General features: G+C 73.0%; 22 protein-coding genes and 1 tRNA gene. 10 read left to right on the top strand and 13 right to left on the bottom strand.

All coding sequences use genetic code 11. The annotated features are described in order from the left end of the window. Positions 1 to 112 precede the first annotated feature (112 nt). A complete protein-coding gene (locus tag ACWD4U_RS04640; protein WP_363450081.1) occupies positions 113 to 739 on the bottom strand; it encodes an alpha/beta hydrolase family protein in 627 nt (208 codons plus the stop codon). 26 nt (positions 740 to 765) lie between these two features. Further along, complete coding sequence (locus tag ACWD4U_RS04635) at positions 766 to 1,503, bottom strand: SOS response-associated peptidase (RefSeq protein ID WP_363450083.1); 738 nt, start codon at positions 1,501 to 1,503, stop codon at positions 766 to 768. 124 nt (positions 1,504 to 1,627) lie between these two features. Here ACWD4U_RS04635 and ACWD4U_RS04630 point away from each other — a divergent pair, with 124 nt between their 5' ends. From ACWD4U_RS04630 to hisN, 5 genes are all read left to right on the top strand, one after another. Then, a complete protein-coding gene (locus ACWD4U_RS04630; RefSeq protein WP_363450085.1) occupies positions 1,628 to 2,332 on the top strand; it encodes a M50 family metallopeptidase in 705 nt (234 codons plus the stop codon). 28 nt (positions 2,333 to 2,360) lie between these two features. Further along, positions 2,361 to 3,680 carry a 3-phosphoshikimate 1-carboxyvinyltransferase gene (gene aroA / locus ACWD4U_RS04625; RefSeq protein ID WP_363450086.1) on the top strand — a complete coding sequence of 440 codons (1,320 nt, stop codon included), beginning with the start codon at positions 2,361 to 2,363 and terminating at the stop codon, positions 3,678 to 3,680. A 15-nt stretch (positions 3,681 to 3,695) separates the two neighbouring features. After that, on the top strand, positions 3,696 to 4,751 hold the full coding sequence (rsgA, locus tag ACWD4U_RS04620) for a ribosome small subunit-dependent GTPase A (protein ID WP_363450088.1): 1,056 nt from the start codon (positions 3,696 to 3,698) through the stop codon (positions 4,749 to 4,751). A gap of 88 nt (positions 4,752 to 4,839) precedes the next feature. Then, positions 4,840 to 5,163: a DMT family transporter gene (locus ACWD4U_RS04615; RefSeq protein ID WP_363450090.1), complete on the top strand. Its 324-nt coding sequence runs from the start codon at positions 4,840 to 4,842 to the stop codon at positions 5,161 to 5,163. A gap of 18 nt (positions 5,164 to 5,181) precedes the next feature. Then, a complete protein-coding gene (gene hisN, locus ACWD4U_RS04610) occupies positions 5,182 to 5,979 on the top strand; it encodes a histidinol-phosphatase (protein ID WP_363450092.1) in 798 nt (265 codons plus the stop codon). A 99-nt stretch (positions 5,980 to 6,078) separates the two neighbouring features. Here hisN and ACWD4U_RS04605 read toward each other — a convergent pair whose 3' ends face one another. The 4 genes from ACWD4U_RS04605 to ACWD4U_RS04590 form a co-directional block, all read right to left on the bottom strand. Next, positions 6,079 to 8,004: a tetratricopeptide repeat protein gene (locus ACWD4U_RS04605; RefSeq protein WP_363450093.1), complete on the bottom strand. Its 1,926-nt coding sequence runs from the start codon at positions 8,002 to 8,004 to the stop codon at positions 6,079 to 6,081. 353 nt (positions 8,005 to 8,357) lie between these two features. After that, entirely contained in the window at positions 8,358 to 10,385 is a 2,028-nt protein-coding gene (locus ACWD4U_RS04600; protein ID WP_363450095.1) for a glycosyl hydrolase family 18 protein, read from the bottom strand. A gap of 258 nt (positions 10,386 to 10,643) precedes the next feature. Continuing rightward, positions 10,644 to 10,717 (bottom strand) — tRNA-Met (locus ACWD4U_RS04595). A 56-nt stretch (positions 10,718 to 10,773) separates the two neighbouring features. Then, the gene (locus ACWD4U_RS04590; RefSeq protein ID WP_363450269.1) at positions 10,774 to 13,656 is read right to left on the bottom strand and encodes a UPF0182 family membrane protein; all 2,883 of its coding nucleotides are present in this window, start codon (positions 13,654 to 13,656) and stop codon (positions 10,774 to 10,776) included. A gap of 137 nt (positions 13,657 to 13,793) precedes the next feature. Between ACWD4U_RS04590 and ACWD4U_RS04585 the strand changes: the two genes are divergently transcribed. After that, a complete protein-coding gene (locus ACWD4U_RS04585) occupies positions 13,794 to 14,351 on the top strand; it encodes a PPA1309 family protein (RefSeq protein WP_363450097.1) in 558 nt (185 codons plus the stop codon). Positions 14,352 to 14,378: 27 nt separating this feature from the next. Here ACWD4U_RS04585 and ACWD4U_RS04580 read toward each other — a convergent pair whose 3' ends face one another. From ACWD4U_RS04580 to ACWD4U_RS04565, 4 genes are all read right to left on the bottom strand, one after another. Beyond that, entirely contained in the window at positions 14,379 to 15,458 is a 1,080-nt protein-coding gene (locus ACWD4U_RS04580; protein WP_363450099.1) for a YlbL family protein, read from the bottom strand. A gap of 76 nt (positions 15,459 to 15,534) precedes the next feature. Then, the gene (locus ACWD4U_RS04575) at positions 15,535 to 15,714 is read right to left on the bottom strand and encodes a hypothetical protein (RefSeq protein ID WP_363450101.1); all 180 of its coding nucleotides are present in this window, start codon (positions 15,712 to 15,714) and stop codon (positions 15,535 to 15,537) included. A 176-nt stretch (positions 15,715 to 15,890) separates the two neighbouring features. Next, positions 15,891 to 16,331, bottom strand: coding sequence for a molybdenum cofactor biosynthesis protein MoaE (locus ACWD4U_RS04570; RefSeq protein WP_363450103.1), 441 nt, complete (start codon positions 16,329 to 16,331; stop codon positions 15,891 to 15,893). A gap of 99 nt (positions 16,332 to 16,430) precedes the next feature. Then, positions 16,431 to 17,579, bottom strand: a complete 1,149-nt coding sequence (locus ACWD4U_RS04565; RefSeq protein WP_449787105.1) for an NAD-dependent epimerase/dehydratase family protein — start codon at positions 17,577 to 17,579, stop codon at positions 16,431 to 16,433. A gap of 188 nt (positions 17,580 to 17,767) precedes the next feature. Between ACWD4U_RS04565 and ACWD4U_RS04560 the strand changes: the two genes are divergently transcribed. Both ACWD4U_RS04560 and ACWD4U_RS04555 read left to right on the top strand, forming a co-directional pair. After that, complete coding sequence (locus ACWD4U_RS04560; RefSeq protein WP_363450105.1) at positions 17,768 to 19,336, top strand: zinc-dependent metalloprotease; 1,569 nt, start codon at positions 17,768 to 17,770, stop codon at positions 19,334 to 19,336. After that, on the top strand, positions 19,333 to 19,896 hold the full coding sequence (locus tag ACWD4U_RS04555; RefSeq protein WP_363450107.1) for an NUDIX hydrolase: 564 nt from the start codon (positions 19,333 to 19,335) through the stop codon (positions 19,894 to 19,896). Before ACWD4U_RS04560 ends, ACWD4U_RS04555 begins: the two co-directional genes overlap by 4 nt. Positions 19,897 to 19,944: 48 nt before the next feature. On the opposite strand, the gene ACWD4U_RS04550 is transcribed toward ACWD4U_RS04555, so the two are convergent. Further along, positions 19,945 to 20,598 carry a M48 metallopeptidase family protein gene (locus tag ACWD4U_RS04550; RefSeq protein WP_363450109.1) on the bottom strand — a complete coding sequence of 218 codons (654 nt, stop codon included), beginning with the start codon at positions 20,596 to 20,598 and terminating at the stop codon, positions 19,945 to 19,947. A 204-nt stretch (positions 20,599 to 20,802) separates the two neighbouring features. Here ACWD4U_RS04550 and ACWD4U_RS04545 point away from each other — a divergent pair, with 204 nt between their 5' ends. Together ACWD4U_RS04545 and ACWD4U_RS04540 are read left to right on the top strand one after the other, a co-directional pair. After that, the gene (locus tag ACWD4U_RS04545) at positions 20,803 to 21,912 is read left to right on the top strand and encodes a ThiF family adenylyltransferase (protein WP_363450111.1); all 1,110 of its coding nucleotides are present in this window, start codon (positions 20,803 to 20,805) and stop codon (positions 21,910 to 21,912) included. A 182-nt stretch (positions 21,913 to 22,094) separates the two neighbouring features. Further along, entirely contained in the window at positions 22,095 to 23,426 is a 1,332-nt protein-coding gene (locus ACWD4U_RS04540; RefSeq protein WP_363450113.1) for an ABC1 kinase family protein, read from the top strand. A 137-nt stretch (positions 23,427 to 23,563) separates the two neighbouring features. Here ACWD4U_RS04540 and ACWD4U_RS04535 read toward each other — a convergent pair whose 3' ends face one another. Together ACWD4U_RS04535 and ACWD4U_RS04530 are read right to left on the bottom strand one after the other, a co-directional pair. Next, positions 23,564 to 23,809, bottom strand: a complete 246-nt coding sequence (locus ACWD4U_RS04535; protein ID WP_449787112.1) for a hypothetical protein — start codon at positions 23,807 to 23,809, stop codon at positions 23,564 to 23,566. A 167-nt stretch (positions 23,810 to 23,976) separates the two neighbouring features. Next, on the bottom strand, positions 23,977 to 24,345 hold the full coding sequence (locus ACWD4U_RS04530; protein ID WP_449787104.1) for a WhiB family transcriptional regulator: 369 nt from the start codon (positions 24,343 to 24,345) through the stop codon (positions 23,977 to 23,979). Positions 24,346 to 24,510: the final 165 nt, after the last annotated feature.

The raw sequence follows: 24,510 nt of genomic DNA, 5'->3' as shown, positions 1-24,510 counted from the left end.
CCCGCTCCTCGGGCCGTTCGGGGCACGCGATCGAACCCATGGACGCTGCCTTTCCACCGGGGGCATGTTCTGACGACCTGTGCAACCCCGCGGGGGCACCGGGCATTCCCGGTCACCGGTCGAGCCACTGGGTGACCGCTCCGGTGATCAGCGCCAGCGTCTGGCCCTGGTCGACGGGCGCCTTCTTGGGGACCTTGAAGGCGTGGGAGGCGTGCGGGACTTCGACCAGGCGGTGGGTGTCCGGGAGCGGCGGGAACTCGGCGGGGGTGCCGAAGGTGTCGGCGCCGCCCTGCACCACCAGGGTGGGCAGGGCGGTGGCCAGGAGTTCCTCGGCGCGGCTCTTCTCCGGCCGGCCCGGCGGGTGCAGCGGGAAGGCGAGCGCCAGCACGCCCGCGGCGCCGAGCCCGGCCGAGGTCCGGCAGGCGACCCGCGCGCCGGCGCTGCGGCCGCCGGCGAAGACCGGCAGGCCCTCCTCCCGCGCGGCGGCGAACTGCGCGGGCCAGCCGGCGTCGAGCGTCGCCGGCGCGGGGGCGAGCTTGCGGCCGGCCACCCGCCAGGGCTGTTCGGCGAGGACCACGGTGACGCCGGCGGCCGGGAGCGCGGCGGCGAGGGTCTGCAGGTCGGGGGCTTCGATCCCGCCGCCGGCGCCGTGGCCGAGCAGGAGGACGGCGCGCGCGTCGGCGGCGCGGAAGTAGTGGAGCCGGGCGTCCCCGGCGGGAGTGGCGATGGTCCGCTGCATGCGCCGAGCCTAGGCAACGGTGCGGGTCAGAACAGCGTGGTGCGGTCGTCCTCGGTGAGTTGCCCGGTCAGGCCGGGGTGGTTGTTGCGGACGCTGCCGACCGCGTCGCCGACCGGGTGGATGCGCAGCGAGCCGGGCGCGGGCGGGGTGAGGTCGGCGCGTTCGGCGGCCGGGTCGAGCCAGGCGTCCCACCGGGTGCGGTCCAGGTAGAGCGGCATCCGCTCGTGGACGGGGGCGAGCAGCGGTTCGGCGGCGGTCGTGACGATGGTGCAGGTGACCAGCCAGGCGTCGGGGTGGTCGGCGGGCAGCTCGCGGTTGCGCCAGAACTCGTAGAGGCCGGCCAGGGCGAGCGGGGCGCCGTCGGCGCGGGAGACGAAGTAGGGCTGCCGGGGCGGGCGGGCCGGGTCGTCGGTGGGGGCGGTCTGCCATTCGTAGTAGCCGTCGACGGGTATCAGGCAGCGCCGCGAGGCGTAGGCCTGCCGGTAGGCGGGCTTCTCGTGGACGGTCTCCGCGCGGGCGTTGATCATCTTCACCGCGGTGTCCGGGCTGCCGGCCCAGGCGGGCACCAGTCCCCAGCGCAGGATGCGCAGTTGGCGCACGGGGCGGCGCTCGCCGCGGGGTGCGCGGTCGAGCACGGCGAAGGTCCGCGCGGTCGGCGCGACGTTCCAGCTGGGCGCGAGCGTCTCGGTCGGGTCCCACTGCTGGACGCCGAAGTGCCCGACCAGGTCGGCCGGGTCGGTGGAGGAGGCGAAGCGACCGCACATGTCGATCAGCTTGCCAGAGCCGCCCGGCGGCCCGGACGGGTCCGGGAGAACCGGCGGCTACCGGCCGCTCGTCCCTCCGTGGGAGGCTGCCCGCGCGGACGCGACTGGATCGGAGGCGGACCGGATGGAACTCGCACAGCTGTGGGACCGGCTGGCCGGCGCTCAGCCGGACCCGCCGCGCTGGCTGGTGCTGGCCGCCGCGGCGGCGGCGCTGCTGGCGGTGGCGCTGCGCCCGGTGTGGCGGCTGAGCCGCACCGCGGTGACCATCGCGCACGAGGGCGGGCACGGCGTGATGGCGCTGCTGACGCGCCGTCGGCTGTCCGGCATCCAACTGCACTCGGACACCTCGGGGCTGACCGTCTCCTCGGGCCGGCCCTCCGGCCCGGGCATGGTGCTGACCGCCGCGGCGGGCTATCCGGCGCCCTCGTTGCTCGGGCTGGGCGGGGCGGCGCTGCTCGCCTCGGGCCGGGTCACCGCGCTGCTGTGGATCGGCATCGCGCTGCTGGCCGGGATGCTGGTGATGCTGCGCAACCTGTTCGGGGTGCTGGCGGTGCTGGCCACCGGCGGGGCGTTCTGGGCGGTGTCCTGGTACGGCGGCGCCGAGTGGCAGGCGGGCTTCGCCTACCTGGGCGTGTGGTTCCTCCTGTTGGCGGGCGTGCGGCCGGTGGTCGAGCTCCAGGCGACCCGGCGGCGCGGGGCCTCCCCGGGGTCGGACGCCGACCAGCTCGCGCACCTGACCCGGGTGCCCGCGGTGCTGTGGGTGACGGTGTTCCTGGTGGTGTCGCTGGCCTGCCTGGCGCTCGGGGGCAGCTGGCTGCTGCCCCGGTAGCCGGGCGGCGCCTCATAGACTTGGCGCCATGACCGACACCCTGTGGCCCGCTCCCCTCGCCACCGCCGCCGTGGACGCGACCGTGACCATCCCCGGCTCGAAGTCCGCGACCAACCGCGCGCTGGTGCTGGCGGCGCTGGCCGACGGCCCGGGCTGGGTGCGCCGACCGCTGCGCAGCCGCGACTCGCAGCTGATGGCGGACGGCCTGCGGGCGCTGGGCGTGACGGTCGAGGAGACGGTGAACGCGGCCTCCGGCGGCACCGGCGGCGGCGAGGCGTGGCGGGTCATCCCGGCCGCCCAGCTGCGCGGCCCGGCCCAGGTGGACGTCGGCAACGCGGGCACCGTGATGCGCTTCCTGCCGCCGCTGGCCACGCTGGCCGACGGCCCGGTGCACTTCGACGGCGACCCGCGCAGCCACGAGCGCCCGCAGCACGGGGTGATCGACGCGCTGCGCACCCTCGGCGCCCGGATCGACGACGGCGGCCGCGGCGGCTTCCCGCTGACCGTGCACGGCACCGGCGCGCTGGACGGCGGCCCGGTGGAGGTGGACGCCTCGTCCTCCTCGCAGTTCATCTCGGCGCTGCTGCTCTCCGGCGCCCGCTTCAACCACGGCGTGGAGATCCGCAACGTCGGCGAGACCGTGCCCTCGCTGCCGCACATCCGGATGACCGTCGACATGATCCGCAAGGCCGGCGGCCAGGTCGACGCGCCGGAGGACGGCGGGGAGAAGGACGTCTGGCGGGTCACCCCGGGCGCGCTGATCGGCCGCGACCTGGTGGTCGAGCCGGACCTGTCGAACGCCGCGCCGTTCTTCGCCGCGGCCCTGGTCACCGGCGGCCGGGTCACCGTCCGGGACTGGCCGCGGCACACCTACCAGCCCGGCGACCAGCTCCGCGAGATCTACACCGCGATGGGCGGCAGCTGCCAGTTCACCGACGAGGGACTGGAGTTCACCGGCACCGGCAAGATCCACGGGATCGAGGTGGACCTGCACGACGTCGGCGAGCTCACCCCGGTGATCGCCGCGGTCGCCGCGCTCGCCGACTCCGAGTCCCACCTGTACGGCATCTCCCACCTGCGGATGCACGAGACCGACCGGCTGGCCGCGCTCGCCACGGAGATCAACGGCCTCGGCGGCGACGTCCGGGAGACCGAGGACGGCCTGCGGATCCGGCCCCGCCCGCTGCACGGCGGCGTCTTCCACACCTACGAGGACCACCGGCTGGCCACCGCCGCCGCCGTGCTGGGCCTGGCCGCCGACGGCGTGCTGGTGGAGAACGTGGCGACCACGGCCAAGACCCTGCCGGACTTCCCGCAGATGTGGGCCGATCTCCTCGGCCAGGGCTGACGGGGGATCACGAGCATGCGCCGCTACGGCAAGGACGCCGACGAGGACGACATCCGCAGCCGCCCGGGCCGCCGGGGCTCCCGCCCCCGCACCCGCATCCGGCCCAAGCACGAGGACGCCGCCGAGGCGATGATCCTCACCGTGGACCGCGGCCGGATCACCTGCCTGGTCGACGGCGGCACCAAGGACGAGCGCCTGGTCACCGCCATGAAGGCCCGCGAACTCGGCCGCAAGGGCGTCGTCGTCGGCGACGTGGTCAACGTGGTCGGCGACCTCACCGGCGACCCGGACACGCTGGCCCGGATCGTCCGGGTCGAGGAGCGCACCTCGGTGCTGCGCCGCACCGCGGACGACGACGACCCGTACGAGCGGATCGTGGTCGCCAACGCCGAGCAGATGGCCATCGTCACCGCCCTCGCCAACCCCGAGCCGCGCCCCCGGCTGATCGACCGCTGCCTGGTCGCCGCGTACGACGCCGGGATGGACCCGCTGCTGGTGCTCACCAAGGCCGACCTGGCCTCCGCCGACGAGCTGCTGGAGTCCTACGCCCCGCTCGGCATCCGCTACGTGGTGACCCGTCACGACGAGCTGGCCACGGCCGGCGCGGAGGCCGTCCGGGAACACCTGCGCGGGCTGACCACCGTCTTCATCGGGCACTCCGGCGTCGGCAAGACCACCCTGGTCAACGCGCTGGTCCCGGACCGGCAGCGGAGCACCGGCCACGTCAACGCCGTCACCGGCCGCGGCCGGCACACCACCGTCTCCGCGCTCGCGCTGCGGCTGCCGCCGCCGCCCGGCGTCAAGCCCGGCTCGAAGAAGGCGCTCGACCCGGGCTGGGTGATCGACACCCCCGGCTTCCGCTCCTTCGGCCTGTCCCACATCGACCCGTCCCGGGTCATCCTCGCCTTCCCCGACCTGGAGCCCGGCACCGCCGACTGCCCGCGCGCCTGCTCGCACGACGAGCCGGACTGCGCACTGGACGCCTGGGTCGCCGAGGGCCACGCCGACCCCGCCCGGCTGTACTCGCTGCGCCGTCTGCTCGCCACCAAGGAGGCGGGCGAGGGCGACTGAGAGTTCACGCGATCACGAGTCGCCCGGGCCCCTGCGCTGGGTAACGATAGGAGGGTCACACCCTCCGATCTGACAGGGAGTCAACCCGATGGCATGGGCCATGGTGATCCTCGCCGGTCTGCTGGAAACGGGCTTCGCGGTCAACCTCAAGCTCAGCGACGGCTTCACCAAGCTCTGGCCCACCATCAGCTTCTGCGTCTTCGCGCTCGGCTCCTTCGGTCTGCTCACCCTGTCCCTGAAGACCCTGCCGGTCGGCAGCGCCTACGCGGTGTGGACCGGCATCGGCGCGGCCGGTACCGCGGTCTACGGGATCGTCTTCCTGGGCGAGTCCTCCTCCACCCTGAAGCTGGTCTCGATCACGCTGGTGATCGCGGGCGTGATCGGCCTCCAACTCAGCGGCTCCGGGCACTGATTCCGCTAGGGTTCGGGCATGGCCGACTACCACGACGATCTCCGACTCGCCCACGTCCTCGCCGACTCGGCCGACTCGGTCACCATGGAGCGCTTCAAGGCGCTGGACCTGAAGATCGAGACCAAGCCCGACCTGACGCCCGTCAGCGACGCCGACAAGGCCGCCGAGGAACTGGTCCGCTCGGTGCTGCAGCGCGCCCGGCCGCGCGACGCGGTGATGGGCGAGGAGTACGGCCTGCAGGGCACCGGCCCGCGCCGCTGGGTGATCGACCCGATCGACGGCACCAAGAACTACGTCCGCGGCGTGCCGGTCTGGGCCACCCTGATCGCCCTGCTCGAGGAGCAGCCGGACGGCGAGCTCCAGCCCGTGGTCGGCATCGTCTCGGCGCCCGCGATCAGCCGCCGCTGGTGGGCCGCGAAGGGGCTCGGCGCGTACGCCGGGCGCAGCCTCGCCAAGGCCCAGCGGATCCACGTCTCCAAGGTCTCCCGGCTCGCCGACGCCTCGCTCTCCTACTCCTCCCTCACCGGCTGGGAGGAGCGCGCCCGGCTCGACGCCTTCCTCGACCTCACCCGCCAGTGCTGGCGCACCCGCGCCTACGGCGACTTCTGGTCCTACATGATGGTCGCCGAGGGCGCGGTCGACATCGCCGCCGAACCCGAGCTCTCCCTCTGGGACATGGCCGCCCCCTGCATCGTCGTCCAGGAGGCCGGCGGCCGCTTCACCGGCCTCGACGGCATCGACGGCCCCGGCGGCGCGGACGCGGTGGCCTCCAACGGGATCCTCCACGAGGCGACGCTGCGCGCACTGACGGTGTGAACCGTCAGGGGCGCGGGGAACTGCGCGAAGCGGAAGGCACACGCCGGAAAGATCGCGCCGAAGAGGTCCAGTTGCACGTGGACGCGACCCCACGACCTGTCAGGCGCTGAGCTCGGCGTCCAGCGCCCCCAGCAGCCGCCCCGCGCGCTCCGCGACCTCGGCCGGGCCGTACTCGGCGGCGCGCTTGCACCAGTTCTCCGCCTGGACGGCCTCGCCGCGGCGCAGGGCCAGGAGGGCGAGCCGCAGGGCGGCGCGGCCGTGGCCGGCGTCGGCGGCGCGGGTGTACCAGAGCATGGCCTCGGCCTCGCTGTCCTGACGGGCCAGCAGCAGGCCGAGGTTGAACGCGGCGCTGCGGCTCCCGCCCTCCGCCGCGCGGCGGTACCAGCTCTCGGCGATCTGCAGCGCCCCGCGTTCGGCAGCCCGCACGCCCATCCGGACCTGGGCGCGGCGGTGCCCGGCGTCGGCCGCGACGGCGTACCAGTGCTCGGCCTCGGCGTCCGCGTCGCCGCGCCGGTCGAGCAGCGAGGCGAGCCGGAACGCGCCCTCCGCGGAGCCGCCGTCCGCGGCCTGCCGGTAGCGGTCGAGCGCGCCGACCAGGTTGCCGCGCTGCTCCTGGACGACCGCGAGCTGCAGGGCGGCCTCGCCGTGGCCCTCGGCGGCGGCGCGGGCGTACCACTCCTGGGCCTGGCGGTGTTCGCCGCGGCCGGCGTGCAGGACGCCGAGGTTGAAGGCGCCGTCGACGGAGCCCGCCTCGGCGGCCTTGGAGAACCAGGGTTCGGCGCCGGACTCGTCGCCGCGCTGGAGCAGCATGACGGCGAGCGCGTTGCAGGCCTCCCGGTGGCCGGCGTAGGCGGCGCGCCGGTACCACTGCTCGGCCTGCGCCTCGCGGCCGGCGCCGGCGCACAGCAGGCCGAGGTTGAAGGCTCCGTTGTGGTCGCCCGCGTCCAGGGCGACGCGGTACCAGCGCTCGGCGACGGCGTTCTCGCCGCGGCCGGCGTGCAGCGCGCCGAGGGCGTTGGCGGCGGTGCCGTCGCCGGCCTCGGCGGCCTCCTGCCACCATTCGGCGGCCGCGGCGAGGTCGCCGGCGTCGCGCAGCAGGAAGCCGAGGGCGCAGGCGGCGCGGGGTTCGCCGTTCTGCGCGGACTGCCGGTACCAGCGGGCGGCCTCGTCGAGGTCGCCGCGCTCCTCCAGCAGCACGCCGAGCCGCAGCGCGGCGCGCGGGTGGCTGCGGGCGGCGGCGGTGCGGTACCAGGTCTCGGCGGTGTCCTTGTCGCCGGCGGCCTCGCGCATCCGGGCGAGCCGGTAGCCGGCCTCGCGGTGGCCGGAGTCGGCGGCGGTCTTGAACCAGCGCTCGGCGCGGACGTCGCGGCGGTGCTCCATCAGGTCGCCGAGGGCGTATGCGCCGAGCGGGTGGCCGTGTTCGGCGGCGAAGTGCAGCCAGTACTCGGCGGCTTCCTCCTCGCCCTGGTCGCGCAGTTGCAGGCCGAGCGCGTGGGCGGCGGGGGCGGAGCCGGCCACGGCGGCCTGCCGCCACCACTGGGCGGCCTCGGTGCGGTGGCCCTGCTGGTGCAGCAGCACGCCGAGGTTGTTGGCGGCGGCGCGCAGCCCGGCGGCGGCGGCGCTGCGCAGGTACGGTTCGGCGTCCGCCAGGTCGCCGCGACGCAGCAGCAGGGCGCCGAGCTGGCTGGCGGCGTTGGCGTCGCCGGCATCGGCGGAGCCGCGGTGGCGGGCTTCCAGGGCGGCCTGCTCGCGGGCGGCCAGGGCGGTCTCGAAGTCGGCGCCGTCGTCGGGCGCGACGATCTCCCGGGCGGCGTGCGCGACCTGGTCGGCCGTCAGGTGGACCAGGCTCTCCGGGCCGTACCCGGTCACGACGGTTTCGCCGCCCGCGGTGGTGCGCTGTCCGGGCAGCGTGCTGTGCGACTCGGTGCCCAGCGACTCGTCGGTGGTGTGGACGCCGGTGTCGGTGTCCGTGGTGCTGCGAGCCGCCAGTCCTTCTCCCGTCCCGTTCCTGCCGATGAGCTTCATGCCGACTCCCGCTCCCCCCGAGTGTCGCGGCATTCGCCTCGGGCCTTCGGCCAGAGGTATTCCCCCCAGGGGGTGCGGCGGACCCTACGGCCCGTCAGAAGCCGTGGTGCGTCCCCCGTGTGGTCCATCGTCGCATCACCCGCAACCCGCTTACACCTGCTCCGTCCGTTTTGGCGGAGCGGGGCCGTAGCCCGGCGAGATTGCTTCGGCGCTTTGTCGATTTCCCGACACCCGGGCCCCACAAACCCCGGCCATGCATCGTACCGGAGTCGATCAACTCCGCGCGCCCGCAAGGGCGAAGGCCCGGAGGAACGATTCCTCCGGGCCTTCCTTAGAGGGTTCTTGACGGAGCCTCAGCTCACGCTGAAGTCGTCGGCCTGGTAGGCCCCCTGCGCGTACCAACCGTGCACCCAGACGGTCACCGAGGTGACCGAGGCCCCGGTGGTGAACTTGGTGGACAGCTGGCTCCACGCGCTCCCGCTGGTCCAGGTCGAGCTGTCCGCCCCGGAACCGGTGACGCCCAGGTAGGTGTAGTTGCCCTTGACCCAGGCGGAGAGCGTGTACGCGGTGTTCGGCTTGACCGTGATGGTCTGCGAGCACTGCGCGGTGTCACTGGCGCTGGGCGTGCCCTGCAGCGCGTACGCGCCGGTGTGCCCGCCGCTGACCACGTTGCCGCCGCCCGCGGTGCAGGTCCACGGGGAGAGCGAGCCGCTCTCGAAGCCCGCGTTGGCCACCACGCCGCCGCCGGGGCCGGTCGGCGAGCCGGACGGGCTGGTCGAGGTCGACGGGCTGCTCGACGTGGAGGGCGAGGAGGACGGCGAGGTGCTGGTGGACGGCGACGGCGACGTGCTGTGCGACGGCGAGGTGCTGACCGACGGTGAGGTGCTGACCGAGGGCGAGCTGGACGGCGCCGGGCAGGAGGCCGCCGAGCCGCCGGTGGCGGTCATCAGCGGGTTCAGCAGCGCCGCGTTCGGGTCGTCGTAGAGCGAGAAGACGAACGAGCCGCCGAGGCCGTTGCAGTGCAGGTAGTCGGCCTTGGCCTGGATCGACCGGGCGTTCTCGCCGGACCAGAAGTTGGTGCCGTCGTAGAAGTACGCGGCCTTCGCGGCGTCGTCCCAGTAGGTGTCGGCGGCGTTGTCGACGATGCCGCCCAGCTCCTTGTACATCCGCACGCCCGCGACGTTGCCGGAGTTCGGCGCGCCCTGGGCCGGTCCGCTGGCGGTCTGGTACAGCCCGTGGTTGGCGCCGGCCGCGACGCCCGTCCAGCCCCGGTAGTACAGCGGGACACCGAGGTTGAGCTTGTTGGCCGGGAAGCCGCCGGGGATGCCGTACGCAGGGTCGCCGACCGTCCAGGCCCGGATCGCCTCGTCGATCGAGTACTTGGCGGTGCCCGGCGGGATGGCGTTCGACGGGTCGGCCGGGTTCTGGTAGATCGGCGACTGGTGGTTGGTCGGCCCCGTAGGCTCCCAACCGCCGTGCATGTCGTAGGTCATCGGGTCGGCGAAGGTCAGGTACTGGCCGATCTTGTCGGTCTCGATCGACTTGATCTTGTCCTGGCCGGCCGGCACCGCCGCGGTCAGCGCGTAGCTCTTGCCGTCCGCCGCGCCCTGGGTGTTGAGCTCGCTGCGGAACTCGGCGAGCAGCGCGGTGAAGTTCTGCTTGTCGTTCGGCGAGGAGTGGTTGCCGGTGTGGCCGCCGCCGCCCGGGTACTCCCAGTCGATGTCGAAGCCGTCGAAGATGCCCTTGCCGGTGCCGGCGCCACCGTAGCCGCCCTGCGCGGGCAGGTTGCCCTTGATGAACATGTCGACGCAGGAGGAGACCAGCTTCTTGCGCGAGGCGTCGGTGGCCGCCGCGTCCGAGAAGTACTTGGAGTAGGTCCAACCGCCGATCGACAGCAGGACCTTGAGCTTCGGGTACTTCGCCTTCAGCTCCTGGAGCTGGTGGAAGTTGCCGGCGATCGGCTGGTTCCAGGTGTCGGTGGAGTTGTCGACGCTCTGCCCGTTGGCGAAGGTCTTCGCGTAGTCGGCGTAGTAGTCGCCCGCGCCGTCGCCCGCGTTCGGGTTGTTCTCGTCCTGCGAGGCCGCCGAGTTGGCCTCGAAACAGGTCAGGTTGGTCGGGTCGATGTTGGCGAAGTCGTAGAGCAGGTAGTCGAGCTTCGACGCCATCCCGGACGTGTCGACGTTCTTCACGAAGTACGCGTTCTGGTAGATCGACCACTGGTCGAAGTAGGCGACCTTGAGGCCGCCGCTGGTGGCGGGCGCGCCGGTGGTGTTGGCCGGGCCGGCGCTGGCGCTCGGGGCCCCGAGCAACGACATCGCCGCGGAGAGCAGGGTGGCGGCCGCGGCCGATACGGCCCAGGCCCTTCTGCTGTTTCGGTGCATGCTGGTGTGCCTCTCCTGTCACGTGGGGATGCAGGAACACCGTCCGTCACCCGGTCGGGGAGAGCTCCAGACGGAACCGAGGAAACGATCAATTCCCTGTGCTGGCATGCGAGTTGCAACCCGATGGACGGACGGTGGGGGCCACCCGTCGTGGGCATGACCCAGATTGGACTGGACCATATGGGGTGTCAATCGACCCGTACCCCAAGGAATGGCAAAGGCCCGGAGACCTGAGTCTCCGGGCCTTTCGCTACTGAGTAGCGGGGACAGGATTTGAACCTGCGACCTCTGGGTTATGAGCCCAGCGAGCTACCGAGCTGCTCCACCCCGCGTCGGTGAGACAACAGTAGCACGGTCGCGGGGCGGCCCGACAATCGGTTGCCGCAGCTCAGCCCCCGGATGCCTTCTTCTGGGCGGCCGCCGCGTCGTTCAGCGCCTTCTGCAGCGCCTGCTGGGACTGGCCGTACGCCGCCCAGTCGCCGTTCTTCAACGCGTTCTGCCCGTCGGTGAAGGCCTTCTGAGCGTCCGCCAGCGCCTTCTGCAGGTCCGGGTTGGCCGGGGTGGTCGGCGTGGTGGGCGTCGTCGGCGTGGTGGGCGTGGTGGTGCCCGGGTTGCTCGGCTCGACCGGGGTGGTGGCCCCGGTGGAGGCACCGCCGAGCACCTTGGCCAGCGCGGCGTCCAGGGTGTCCTCCAGCGCCACGTTGTGGTCGCCGTACACCGCCAGCACCTTCTTCAGCACCGGCACCTTGGCACCGCGGGCCACCAGGTAGACCGGTTCGACGTTGAGGAAGCCGCCGCCGACCGGCAGGGTCAGCAGGTTGCCGTACTCCACCTGGGAGTCGGTGCCGTTGCGCAGCAGGGTGAGCTGCGAGGCCACCGACTGGTCGGAGTTGAACTTGGCCTGGGTGAGCGCCGGTCCGAGCGCGCCCGAGCCGGCCGGCACCTTGAGCAGCCGGATCTTCCCGTAGTCCGCCCCGGGGTCGGCGTCCACCGCCATGAAGGCGGCCAGGTTGGCGCGGCCGGAGGGCACGAAGGAGGTGGTCAGCGAGAAGCTGGCGTCCTGGGCGTCGGGCATCCGCAGCGTCAGGTAGTACGGCGGCTGCACCTCACCGGAGTTGACCGTCGGGTCGGTGGGCACCTGCCAGATGTCGGTGCCGTTGAAGAACGCCGTGGCGTCCGTCATGTGGTACATCCCGAGCAGGTCGCGCTGCACCTTGAACAGGTCCTGTGGGTAGCGCAGGTGCGGCAGCAGCCCGGACGGGATGTCCGCCTTCGCCTTCACCGTGCCGGGGAACGCCTTCATCCAGGTCTTCAGCACCGGGTCCGACTCGTCCCACTGGTAGAGCGTCACCTCGCCGGTGTACGCGTCCACCGTGGCCTTGACCGAGTTGCGGATGTAGTTGACCTGGTTGACGGCGCTCAGGATGCGGCCGCGCTGGTCGGTCAGCGAGTCCTTGGTGGCGTCGCCGAGCACCGTCTTCGAGGAGAACGGGAACCCGTCCGAGGTGGTGTAGCCGTCCAGCACCCACACCACGCGGCCGCCCTCGACCACCGGGTACGGGTCGGCGTCGATCGACAGCCACGGCGCGACCTTCTCCACCCGCTCCTTGGGGGTGCGGTCGTAGAGGATCCGCGCGCCGTCCTTGATCGCCCCGGAGTAGAGGATCTGCGGCTCGCCGAACTTCACCGCGTACGCGGCCCGGGTCAGCGGGTTGCCCAGTGCGACGCCGCTGCCGCCGGTGTACTGGGTGGTCTGGTCCGCACTGGAGTCCGAGGTGTAGTCGATCTCCTTCATGTCGGTACCGCCGACGATGGAGTACCCGGAGGTCTTCTCGCCGTAGTAAACCCGCTGCTGGTAGTCGCCGAACGCGCCGGTGGTCGGCAGCGACTGCTCGGTGTAGACCGGGTTGCCGTTGGCGTCCACCTGGTTGCCCTTGGCGGCCACCACGCCGTAGCCGTGGGTGTACTTGAAGTGGTCGTTGATGAAGTTGCGCTGCTGCACCCCGCTGAGGTCGAGCTCGCGCACCCCGAGCACGGTGTCCTGCTTGCCGTACCGGTCCACGTCCAGGGTCTTCGGGAACGCGTAGTACTGGCGCAGCGCCTGGTTCTGCTGGAAGGTCGGCGAGACCACGTTCGGGTCCAGCAGCCGGATGTCGGCGATGGTCTGCGCGTCCTGCTTCAGCGCGTCCGCGTTGGTGGAGTCGGTCGGCGTGTACTGCTGCGCGTCGCTGTCCGCGATGCCGTACGCCTGCCGCGTCGCGTCGATGTTCTGCTGGATGTACGGCGTCTCCTTGGCCTGCTCGTTCGGCTTGACCTGGAACTGCTGCACGATCGCCGGGTACACCCCGCCGATCAGCACCGCCGACAGCGCCATCAGCCCGAAGCCGATCAGCGCGGGCGCCCAGGTCCGCCGGATCGGGGTCAGGAAGAACAGCAGCGCGCAGATGATCGCCACGAAGAACAGGATGGTCTTGGCCGGCAGGAACGCGTTGGCGTCCACGTAGCGCAGCCCGGTCCAGCCGTCGACCTGCTTGTACGACTCGCTCTTCACCGCCAGCGCGTACCGGTCCAGCCAGTACGCCACCGCCTTCAGCAGCACGAACACGCCGAGCAGCACCGCCAGGTGCCCCTGCGCCCCGGAGCTGGCCCGCCGCCCGGGCCCCTGCAGCCGCAGCCCGCCGTACAGGTAGTGCACCAGCACCGAGGCCAGCAGCGAGACGATCACCGCGCTGAACGCGAAGCCCAGCAGGAACTCGTACCAGGGCAGCTTGAACGCGTAGTAGGAGACGTCCAGGTGGAACTGACTGTCCTTCACCCCGAAGGACGTCCCGTTGACCCAGAGCATCCAGGTCCGCCACTGCCCGGCGGCGGCCGCGCCGGCCACCAGGCCGATCAGCAGCGACACCCCGATCAGCAGCCACCGGCGGAACGGGGCGACGCCCATCCGGTAGCGGTCCAGGCTCTGCTGCTCCACCGACATCGCGGCCAGCGGCGGCCGCAGCCGGTACGCCAGCCACAGGTTGAAGCCGACCACCAGCGCCATCAGCAGCCCGAAGACCGCGAACAGCCCGGCCTTGGTCCACAGCTGGCCGCTGAAGACCGAGCCGTACCGGACCGACCGGAACCACAGCCAGTCCGTCCACACCCCGGAGAACAACGCGAACGCCAGGAACAGCGCCGCCACCACGCCGACGGTCAGCAGCAGCACCTTGGCCCGGCGCGACGGCGGCCCGACTCTCGCACGGAAGGCCGGGCCCGGTCGGTCCGGCATCTGGAAGGTCAAGGCGCCACCTCTAGCTGTGTCGTCAGGGTCGATGTCTCCCATGCAACTTAATCGGTCTTTACCGGAGTTCCCGAGCAATGCGTCGGAGTTGGAGAGCGGCCCCCGCGGCGTGTGAGGATGGGTGCATGTCCGACGCCCCAGACCTCCCCGCCGCCTCCGGCCTGCCCGCCGCCACCCCGCTCACCCGGGCCGCCCTGGAGATCGACGAGCACGCCGCCACCCTCGGCTGGGACCTCCCCGCCCGGCTGTTCGCGCTGGTCGACAACGCCCAGATGCGCAAGGCCAACCCCCGGCTCGCCAAGCAGCTCGGCCTGGACGAGAACCCGACCGGCCTGACCCCGGTCGAGCAGGAGGAGCTGCCCCCGGGCATGGAGCTCGACCGCTTCCTGGGCACCATCGCCTGGCCGGACGGCGTGGTCGGCTGCGCCCTGGTGATCGAGCGGCTGATGCTCCCGCCCGGCGCCGAGGCCTCCCGCCCGAAGAACGCCGGCGAGCAGGAGATCAACGACTGGGTGGCCAACCACCCGCAGCGCCAGGAGGTCCGGATCACCGCCGCCGTGCTGCGCGACGGCTCCAAGGAGACCGCCCTGCGCCTGCGCGAGAAGGACGTCGCCCGCGAGGTCCTCACCGGTCCCGATCTGGTCCCGAACCTCACCGACGCGCTGCTGGCGACCTTCTCCTGACCCTCCCGCGGTCCGGCCGCCGGGCTGCTACTTCGAGCAGCTCGGCAGCGCGGCCCTGTCGCCCGCCCGGATGGCGTCGAGCGCCTTCACCGCGCCGTCCAGGGTGTCGACCTTGACCAGGGTCAGCCCGGACGGGGTGCCCTTGGTCGCCTCGGAGCAGTTGTCGGACGGGGTGAAGAAGTACTCGGCGCCCTTGTCCCGGGCGGCGATCAGCTTCATCTGGATGCCGCCGATCGGACCGACCGTGCCGTCGTCGTCGATGGTCCCGGTGCCCGCCACGAACTTGCCGCCGGTCAGGTCGGTCGGGGTCAGCTTGTCCACGATGCCGAGCGCGAACATCAGGCCCGCGCTGGGGCCGCCGACGTCCTGCAGCCCGATGTCGATCTTGAACGGGTAGACGTGGTCGACACCGGGCGTGATGCCGACGATCGCCCGGTCCTCGTTCGGCGCCTTGCCGGTGACGATCGGGACCTGCACCTGGTCCGCCGGGTTCGGCGTCGGGCCGGCCTTGGCGTGCGGCACCACGGTGAAGACCGCGGTCTCGCCCGGCTTGTGCTTCACCACCTGCTCGGCCACGCCGGCCCGGGTGGTGATCGGGGTGCCGTCGACCGCCACGATCTGGTCGCCCGCGTGCAGCTTGCCCTCGGCGGGACCGCCGGAGACCACCGAGGAGACGATGATCTCGGTGCCGACCGGGATCTTCAGCTCGTTCAGCGCGGCGGTCTTGGCGCTGTCCTCGGAGGAGGCGAACTCCTCCGCGTTCTGCTGCTGGGCCTCCTGGTCGGTCTGGCCCTTCGGGTAGACGTTGTCGTGCGGCACCACCAGCACGTCGTCGCGCATCCACCCGACCACCGCCGCCACCAGGCTGGGCTCGTACTTGGCCCCGGTGACCTGCACCGTGGTCATGTTGAGGTGCCCGGAGGTCGGGTACGTCTCGTGCCCGGTGATGGTGATCACCGGGTCGCCGGTCTTGTCCTGCACGCCGAGCGTGTTGTAGGTCGGCCCCGGGCTCATCTCGGTGTACGGCACCTTCATCAGGACCGAGACGCAGAGCAGGCCTATCAGCAGCAGGGTGGCGGCGAGCATGGTCGCCGAACGGCGTGGCATGCCACGACAGTACGTGAAGGCGGGGCCGGGGTGTACTGCCGGTCCCGGCCCCGAGCGGCTGATCGGCGGCCGGGAATCACTCCCCGTCGGCGCGGCCGCCGCCGGTACTCCGCTCCATCGCGGCCCGGAACCGCTCGTGCTCGGCGAGTGAACTCGGATCGGTGGTGGCCCGCGGCGGCCGGGCCGCCCACCCGGCCCAGACCATGGCCAGCAGTCCGGCCACCACAGGAATGATCAACCAGGCGAGCGCAGCCATCTTCGAACTCCCCACACAGGCTCGTCGTGTCTATGAGCAGATTAACCGCCTGTATGGGCAACGGCGCGAACGGTGTCCGGGTTACGGGTCCAGCGTGGCGCTCACCGTCACGAGGTACCACCGAACGGGTGTCGGGGCAGCCCGGCGCGGCGGGCGGGAGCGACGGCGGGCGGAGGTCAGCAGGAGCCCGCGCCGACCCACTCCTCCTCGCCGTCGGTGAAGATCTGGTGCTTCCAGATCGGCACCTCGTGCTTGAGGTCGTCGATCAGCCGGCGGGCGGCCGCGAAGGCCTCGCCGCGGTGCGGGCAGGAGACCGCGACGATCACCGCGGCGTCCCCGATCTCCAGCCGGCCGGTGCGGTGCACCGCGGCCAGCGCGCGGACCGGGAAGTCGGCGCAGATCTTCTCGGCGATCCGGCGCAGCTCCCGCTCGGCGGTCGGGTGGGCGCTGTACTCCAGCGCGGCCACCGACTTGCCGCCGTCGTGGTCGCGCACGGTGCCGACGAACAGGGTGGTGCCGCCCGCCGCGTCGTCGCCGACCGCGGCGTGCACCTCGTCCAGCGAGAGCGGGGTCTCGCGGATGGCGAGCAGGCGGATCGGGTCGTGGTTCTCGGACATGGCACCATCATTCCGCATCGGGTCCCGGACCGGGCAACAGCTTTCGCATCACGATGCGGTAATTCCGCGATACGAAAATCAGAAGGTCGGTTCGGCCGGTCAGATCCGGCGGTGCTTGCGGGCCCGCCGCACCAGCGCCGCGGTACCGATCAGCGCCACCGTGGCCCCGGCCGCGCCCAGGCTGGTGGCGGCCTCCTTGCCGCCGAGCCGCCGCCCGGCCACCGCGTGCTTGCCGGACACCTGGGCGAGCAGCTCGGCCAGCACGTCCTCGTTGGTGTACGCGGGACGCCAGCCCGCCTCGTGCAGCCGACTGCCGGAGACCACCCACGGGTACATGGTGTACGCCAGGTCGCCGGCCGGGGCCGGGGTCAGGCCGAGCCGGTGCAGCCGGGCCGCGGTGCCCAGGGCGAGCGCCGCGGGCAGCTCCATCCGCCGGATCCCGGACAGCTCCTCGACGTCCTCCTGCTCCAGCCAGCCGTCGCAGCCGACCGTCACCTCGCCCTCGACCAGGCCGAGCGCCGCGTACTCCAGCGCCGAGGCCAGGTCGTCCAGGTGACAGAACTGCCAGCACGGGCGGGAGCCGGCCACCACCAGCAGCCGGGGCGCCTCGAAGTGCCGGGTGAGCACGGTGTCGATGCCGGGGCCGACCACCACGGCCGGGCGCAGCACGGTGATCTGCAGCCCCGGGTGGGTGCGCGGGGCGCGCCGGGCCAGCCGCTCGATCTCCAGCAGGTCGCCGACCAGCGAGGCCTCCTCGGTGGCCCGCAGCTCGGAGTCCTCGGCCAGCGGGACCTCGTTGTCGGCCAGCGCGCCGTAGACCATCGCGGAGGTGCACAGCACCACGCGGTGCACCCCGGCGGCAGCGGCGGCGGTCACCACGGTCTGCGCGCCCCGCACGTTGTACGCGCTGCGGGCCCGCGGGTCGGACTCCATGCCGAGGTCCATCGCCAGGTGCACCACCACGTCCACCCCGGCGAGCCGTTCGGCCACCGCCGGATCGCGGACGTCCAGCACCCGCCAGTGCACTCCGGGCACCTCGCCGCGGCGGTCGTCCACCGCCAGCACCTTGCGCACGTGCGGGGAGGCGACCAGCCGGGCGGCGACCCGCTCGCCCAGCACGCCCGCCGCGCCCGTGACGGCCACGATCAGCGGTTTGCCGCCGTAGGCTGGAGACGGCGACCCGGCGTCGGCCGGCGCGTCCTCGCCCTCGGTCAGCCCAGAGCGAACGTCCGAAGGCGGGGAACTCACCGGCCATCCTCCACGGTTAGCTTATGTGCGTACGTACGAGTGTCACGCACGGTCCATCCTGCCCGAGGCTCAGCCCAAGCGGTGCACCCGGCGCGGTCGGCCGCGAGACCATTGCATCCGCCCGGTGCCCCGGGCGCCAGACTTTCCCGCCACACCTCCGCGTGACGGCCGATCAGATCGAGGAACCCGTGAGCGACCTCCCCTTCGGATTCGGTGTTCCCCCCGAGGAGCCCGAGGACGGCAACGACAAGGGCAAGAAGGACGGCGAGCAGGGCGACTCGACCCCGCAGCAGCCGTTCGGCTTCGGCACCGGCAACCCGTTCGGGGCGCTGTTCGGCATGGGCGGCCCCGGCGGTCAGGGCGGGGACAACCCGTTCGCCGCGATGATGGGCGGCTTCAACCCGAACGACCTCGGCGCGGCCTTCCAGCAGCTCGGCCAGATGCTGTCCTTCGAGGGCGGCCCGGTCAACTGGGAGCTGGCCAAGAACATCGCCCGGCAGACCGTGGTCGCCGAGCAGCCCGAGGGCAGGACCAAGGACCGCTCGGTCGGCGAGGCCGAGCGCACCGCCGTCACCGAGGCCGTCCGGCTGGCCGACCTGTGGCTGGACTCGGCGACCGAGTTCCCGTCCACCTCCTCCGCGGCGGTGGCGTGGAGCCGCGCCGAGTGGATCGAGGCCACCCTGCCGGTCTGGAAGGACCTGGTGGACCCGGTCGCCGAGCGGGTCGGCAACGCCATGGGCGGCGTGCTGCCGCCCGAGATGCAGGCGATGGCCGGTCCGCTGATGGGCATGATGCGGTCGATGGGCGGCGCGATGTTCGGCACCCAGATCGGGCAGGCGCTCGGCGCGCTCGCCGCCGAGGTGCTCGGCTCCACCGACGTCGGCCTGCCGCTCGCGCCCGCCGGGAAGGCCGCGCTGCTGCCGCAGAACATCGCCGAGTTCGGCGAGGGCCTGAGCGTGCCCGCCGAGGAGGTCCGGCTCTACCTGGCCCTGCGCGAGGCCGCGCACCAGCGCCTCTTCGCCCACGTGCCGTGGCTGCGGGCCCACCTGTTCGGCGCGGTCGAGGCGTACGCCCGCGGCATCAAGGTCGACACCTCGCGGATGGAGGAGTTGGTCGGCCAGCTCGACCCGGCCAACCCCGAGGCGCTGCAGGAGGCGCTGGCCGGCGGGCTGCTGCAGCCCGAGGACACCCCCGAGCAGAAGGCCGCGCTGGCCCGGCTGGAGACCGCGCTCGCGCTGGTCGAGGGCTGGGTCGACGCGGTGGTGCACGCCGCCGCCGAACCCCACCTGCCGCAGGCCGGCGCGCTGCGCGAGACGCTGCGCCGCCGCCGCGCCACCGGCGGCCCGGCCGAGCAGACCTTCGCCACCCTGGTCGGCCTGGAACTGCGCCCGCGCCGCCTGCGCGACGCCTCCCGCCTGTGGGCCTCGCTCGCCGACGCCCGCGGCCTGGAGGGCCGCGACGCGCTGTGGAGCCACCCCGACATGCTGCCCACCGCCGCCGACCTGGACGACCCGGACGGCTTCGTGCACCGCGACACCGCGGCGGACGCCGAGGACGGCGGCTTCGACTTCGAGGCGCTGGACAAGCTGCTCGGCGAGGCCGCGGGCGGCGGGACGCCGCAGCTGACCAAGGGTCCGGAGGGCACCGCGGCCGAGGACGCCGGCGCGGCGAAGGACGACGCGGGCTCCGTCGAGGACGATGCCGCGAAGGGCGATTCCGCGAAGGGCGAGGACGGCGAGGAGGGCACCGCCAAGTGACCTCGCTGCACGACGACGCCGTCCGGGCGCTGCGCGAGTGGGCGCCCGGCGAGGCCGGCCAGGACACGCTGCGCCGGGACTACCTGGAGCACCTGACCGCCCACCCGGACGGGATGTGGCGGGCCTGCGTGCCCGCGCACATCACCGCCAGCGCGCTGGTGATCGACCCGTCCGCGGAGCGGGTGCTGCTCACCCTGCACCCCAAGGTCGGGCGGTGGCTGCAGATGGGCGGCCACTGCGAGCCCGGCGACGCCACCCTGGCGGCGGCCGCGCTGCGCGAGGCGGTCGAGGAATCCGGGATCGCCGGCCTCGAGCTGCTGACGGAGGACGGGCCGGCCACACCGGTGAAGCTGGACCGGCACCACGTCCGGTGCGCGGGCAAGGACCGGCCGGAGAACATCCACCTGGACGTCCAGTACGTCGCGCTGGCACCGGCCGGGGCGCGGGAGCTGATCAGCGAGGAGTCGCTGGACCTGCGCTGGTTCGGCTACCGGGAGCTGCCTGCGGACACCGACCGCTCGGTGCGGGACCTGGTGGCGCGGGCGCGGGCGCTGGTCTGACCCGCCGCCCGGCCCGACCGGCCGCCCCGGCGATCGCCTGACGGTGCGTCAGCTGGTGCGGGCGCCCGGGATGTGCGGCAGGCGGGCCGCGGCGGCGACGCCCTCCAGGTAGCCGCGGGCCCGCTCGGTGCGCGGGTAGGTGTCGAGCAGGGCCCAGAACCGGGGGCCGTGGTCGGGCACCAGCAGGTGCGCCAGTTCGTGCAGCAGCACGTAGTCCACCACGTACTCGGGCATGCCCTGGAGGCGGTGGGAGAGCCGGATGGTGCGCTCGCTGGGGGTGCAGGAGCCCCAGCGGGAGTTCTGGTTGGTCACCCAGCGGACCTGGTCGGGGACGGCCCGGCCGCCGAGGTAGAGGCGGGAGAGTTCGGCGGCCCGGGTCTGCAGGGCCTCGTCGCCGAGCACCTTGCGGCTCTCCTGCGCGGCCAGCTTCTCCAGCATCTGGGCCACCCAGCGCTGCTCCTCGGCGTGCGACATCCGGGCCGGGATCAGCACCACCGTGCGGTCGCCCTCGCGGTACGCGGAGACGGTGCGGCTGCGGCGGGCGCTGCGGCGGACCTCGACCTGGCCGCGGTCGGACGGAGCGGGGGCGGAGGGTGCGGTCTCGGTGCTGGCATGCGCACCGGGCGCCGCGGTCGTGGACCCGGAGGCTGCTTGGGCACGCCGACGCGACGCCGACCGATGGGAGTCCCGTTCGGCTGCCATGGCACACGACGTTACCCCGTACCCGGGACATTAGTCCGGTACCGGGTCGGCGTTGTCTGCGGGACCACCCGGGTGCGTTATCCACAGGCTGTGCACAGTGATGGTCATATCGCCATATCAGGCCTGTGGATAACGGATTTCCGCGTCACGCTGACGGCGGGCAAGCTGCGGTCACCAGTGATCCCGAGGGGTTGGAGGAACCGCATGCGTCCCATGCTCAAGCCCGCGTTGTCCCGGCTCTGGCGGGAGCGGCAGACCCTGCAGTTCGGCACCGTCCGGCAGCACGCCCGGCTGATCGAAGGAGTGGACCGCAAGCTCGCCTCGTTCCTGGAGCTGATCGACGGTACCCGGGACGGCCCCGCCCTGGTCGAGGCCGGGCACCGGCTCGGCCTGGAGCGGGAGTACTGCCAGGCGATGCTCGACTCGCTCGCCCAGAGCGAGCTACTGGACGACCCGGCGTCCACCAAGGCCGTGCTCGACCTGTACCCGGCCGCCCGGCGGGAGCTGCTCGGTCCGGACCTCGCCTCGCTCTCCCTGGTCCACCCCGCGCCCGGCGAGGCCGCCGCCGTGCTGCAAGGCCGCGCCCAGGCCCGGGTCGAGGTACGCGGCGCCGGGCGGATCGGCGCGGCCGTCGGCACCGCGCTGGCCGCCGGCGGCATCGGCGAGGTCGCGGTGCTCGACCGCGGCCGGGTCGCCGCCCGGGACTGCGCGCCCGGCGGCTTCCCGCCCGGGGACGTCGGGCGGCTGCGCTCCACCGCCGCACGCGAGCTGGTGCACCGGGCAACCGGCGCCGCCGCCGGGGAGCGGTACCGGCGCGCCCCGGCCACTCCCCCGCCACCCACCCTGGTGGTGCTCGCCCCGCGGGACGGCTCGGCCGCCTACACCGGCGCGGCGGTCGACGCACAGGAGCTGATGCGGGCCGGCATCCCGCACCTGTACACCGGCGTGCTCGAACACCTGGGCGTGGTCGGCCCGTTGGTGGTCCCCGGCGCCTCGGCCTGCGGCAGCTGCGCCACCCTGGCCCGGCGGGACGAGGACGAGGCCTGGCCCCGGCTGCTCGCCCAGCTGATCGACGAGGGCCCCGGCCGGGCCCGCGTCCCCGCCTGCGACGGCGCGGTCGCCGCCGCGGTGGCGGGGCTCGCCGCGCTGCACGTCCAGCTCTATCTGGACGGGGTGCTCCCGCCCAGCGTGGACGGCTGGTGCGAACTCTCCGCCGCCGACGGGATGGTGCGCCGCCTGCGGCTGCGCAGCCACCCGGACTGCGGGTGCCTGTGGCAGTCCGCCACGCCGGGCCAAGCGGGCACAATGGCCTAGGGCCTGTCGTCGGGGCCGCGACGGGGGCTCGACGACAGCCCCCAGGACAGACCACCGCCGGCGGGGTGCCGGGCGGTCCGGCTGATCAGGAGGCCCGGTGAGCGATCTTCCGCGCAAGGCAGTGACCGGCACGGCGCACCGGGCCACCGGCTCGTCGGGCACGGCCGGTTCGGGGGTGGCGGATGTCTGACATGCCGCGCAAGGCGGTCTCCCGGACGGCGAGGCTGGCGGCGCTCCCGCTGAGCTTCGCCGGCCGGGCCACCCTGGGCCTGGGCAAGCGGCTCGGCGGGCGTCCGGCGGAGGAGGTCGCGGCCGAGCTGCAGGCCCAGACGGCCGAGCAACTCTTCGCCACCCTGGGCAAGTTGAAGGGGGGCGCGATGAAGTTCGGGCAGGCCATGTCGGTCTTCGAGTCGGCCCTCCCGGAGGACGTCGCGGGCCCCTACCGGGCCGCCCTGACCAAGCTCCAGGACTCCGCCCCGGCGATGCCGACCCGCACCGTCCACTCGGTGCTGGCGGCCAACCTCGGCGCAGACTGGGCCGCCGGCTTCCGCTCCTTCTCCGACGAGCCGTCAGCCGCCGCCTCGATCGGCCAGGTGCACCGGGCGGTCTGGGCGGACGGCCGCACCGTCGCGGTGAAGATCCAGTACCCGGGCGCGGGCGACGCGCTGCTCAGCGACCTCGGCCAACTCGCCCGGCTGGCACGGATGCTGGGCCCGCTGATCCCCGGCATGGACATCAAGCCGCTGATCGCCGAACTGCGCGAGCGGGTCACCGAGGAGCTGGACTACCAGCTGGAGGCGGAGTCCCAGCAGATCCACGCCGAGGAGTTCGCCGGGGACGCCGACATCGTGGTGCCCCGGGTGGTCGCCCAGGCCGGGCAGGTGCTGGTCACCGAGTGGCTGGACGGCAAGCCGCTCTCCCAGGTGATCTCGGAGGGCACCCGCGCCGAACGCGACCGGGCCGGGCAGCTGCTGGCCCGCTTCCTGTTCGCCGGGCCCTCCCGCACCGGCCTGCTGCACGCCGACCCGCACCCGGGGAACTTCCGCCTCGTCAAGACCGGCCGCACCGCCGCCTCCTGGCAGCTCGGCGTGCTCGACTTCGGCACCGTCGACCGCCTCCCCGGCGGCCTGCCCAGCCCGATCGGCACCTCGCTGCGGCTGGCCCTGGCGGGAGACGCCGGAGCCGTCTACGACCTGCTGAAGCAGGAGGGCTTCGTCAAGCCCACCATCTCGCTGGACCCGGACGCGGTGCTCGACTACCTGGTGCCGATCATCGAGCCCACCCGCGCCGAGGAGTTCACCTTCAGCCGCGAGTGGATGCGCACCCAGGCCGCCCGGATCGCCGACCCGCGCTCCCCCGCCTACAACCTCGGCAAGCAGCTCAACCTCCCGCCCTCCTACCTGCTGATCCACCGCGTCACGCTCTCCACCATCGGCGTCCTGTGCCAACTCGGCGCCACCGTCCGCCTGAACGAGGAACTGACCCACTGGCTCCCGGGCTTCACCGAGGACTAGCCGAGACACGGACGAGGCCCAGACGAGGCTCGAACGACAGCGCGCGAACGCGCCGATGGCCGGCTCCCGGGGGTGGGAGCCGGCCATCGGCGTTCAGGGGTGGTGCGTCCCGGCGCCGCGCCGGGGTGGGGCTACCGTCACATCAGGGCGACGGCGAGGGCCTTGCGGGCGCGCAGGGAGGCACGTTCGGCCTTGCGCCGCAGGCGGTCGGCGCGCATCACCCGCAGGCCGAGGCGTTGCTCCTCGGCCTCTTGGAGGCGTTGCTGCATATGCGCGCGAGCCAGGGATTCCTGGAGGAGATTCATTTCGAGGGTCCTGTTCTGGATCTGAAGTTCGGTGGTCTGCTCGGAGCGGACGGTCGGATCGATGCCGGCGGGGTTCATGTGGTGGTCCTGCTCGTGGTGCGTCGAAGGGAAGGAACGGGAGAGTGCCTCGGCGTCGGCCTTGGCGGCGGCTATGCGCACCGAGTCGCGCAGTGCGGTGTCCAGCGGGGGCTGCTCTCCCCTGTGGACGGCACCGGCGGTGGAGCGCTCGGGCATGGCTGCGGGGTTCACGCCATGACCTCGGTCTTGCGCGGGCGGCCACGCGGACGCTTCCGGGCGACGACGACGCCCTGGACGAAGAGCTCGCCACCCCAGACACCCCAGGGCTCGCGGCGCTCGAGCGCGCCGGTCAGGCAGGCGTCCTTGACGGGGCAGGTGCCGCAGAGGGACTTGGCGTACTCGACGTCGGCCGGCGTCTCCGCGAAGAAGACCTCCGGGTCGAAGGCCCGGCACGGGATGGGCATGCCGAGGGAGTCAGCCTCGTCGATAGCGGTGAGCTGCATGAGCGATACCTCCGGGGGGTCGGCCTGGTCGGCCTTGATGGTCTTGTCGGTCGGTACGAACGGGAGGGGCGGCGGTGTGATGACCGTGGACACTGGGTCGTCTTCCTCGTCTTCGTGGTGGATCCGGCTTCCCGCGGTAGCGGGTCTGGCCGGAGGCCCCGGGGGGCCTGGGTGGGTCTCTTGCGTACCGGACAAAACAGAAGGGCCGCGGAACCCGGTAGTGGGTTTCCGCGGCCCTGGAGGGCACCGCCCTGACGC

The sequence above is a fragment of the Kitasatospora sp. NPDC002522 genome, from assembly GCF_053595195.1.
This window is presented reverse-complemented; position numbering and strand designations above follow the sequence as displayed.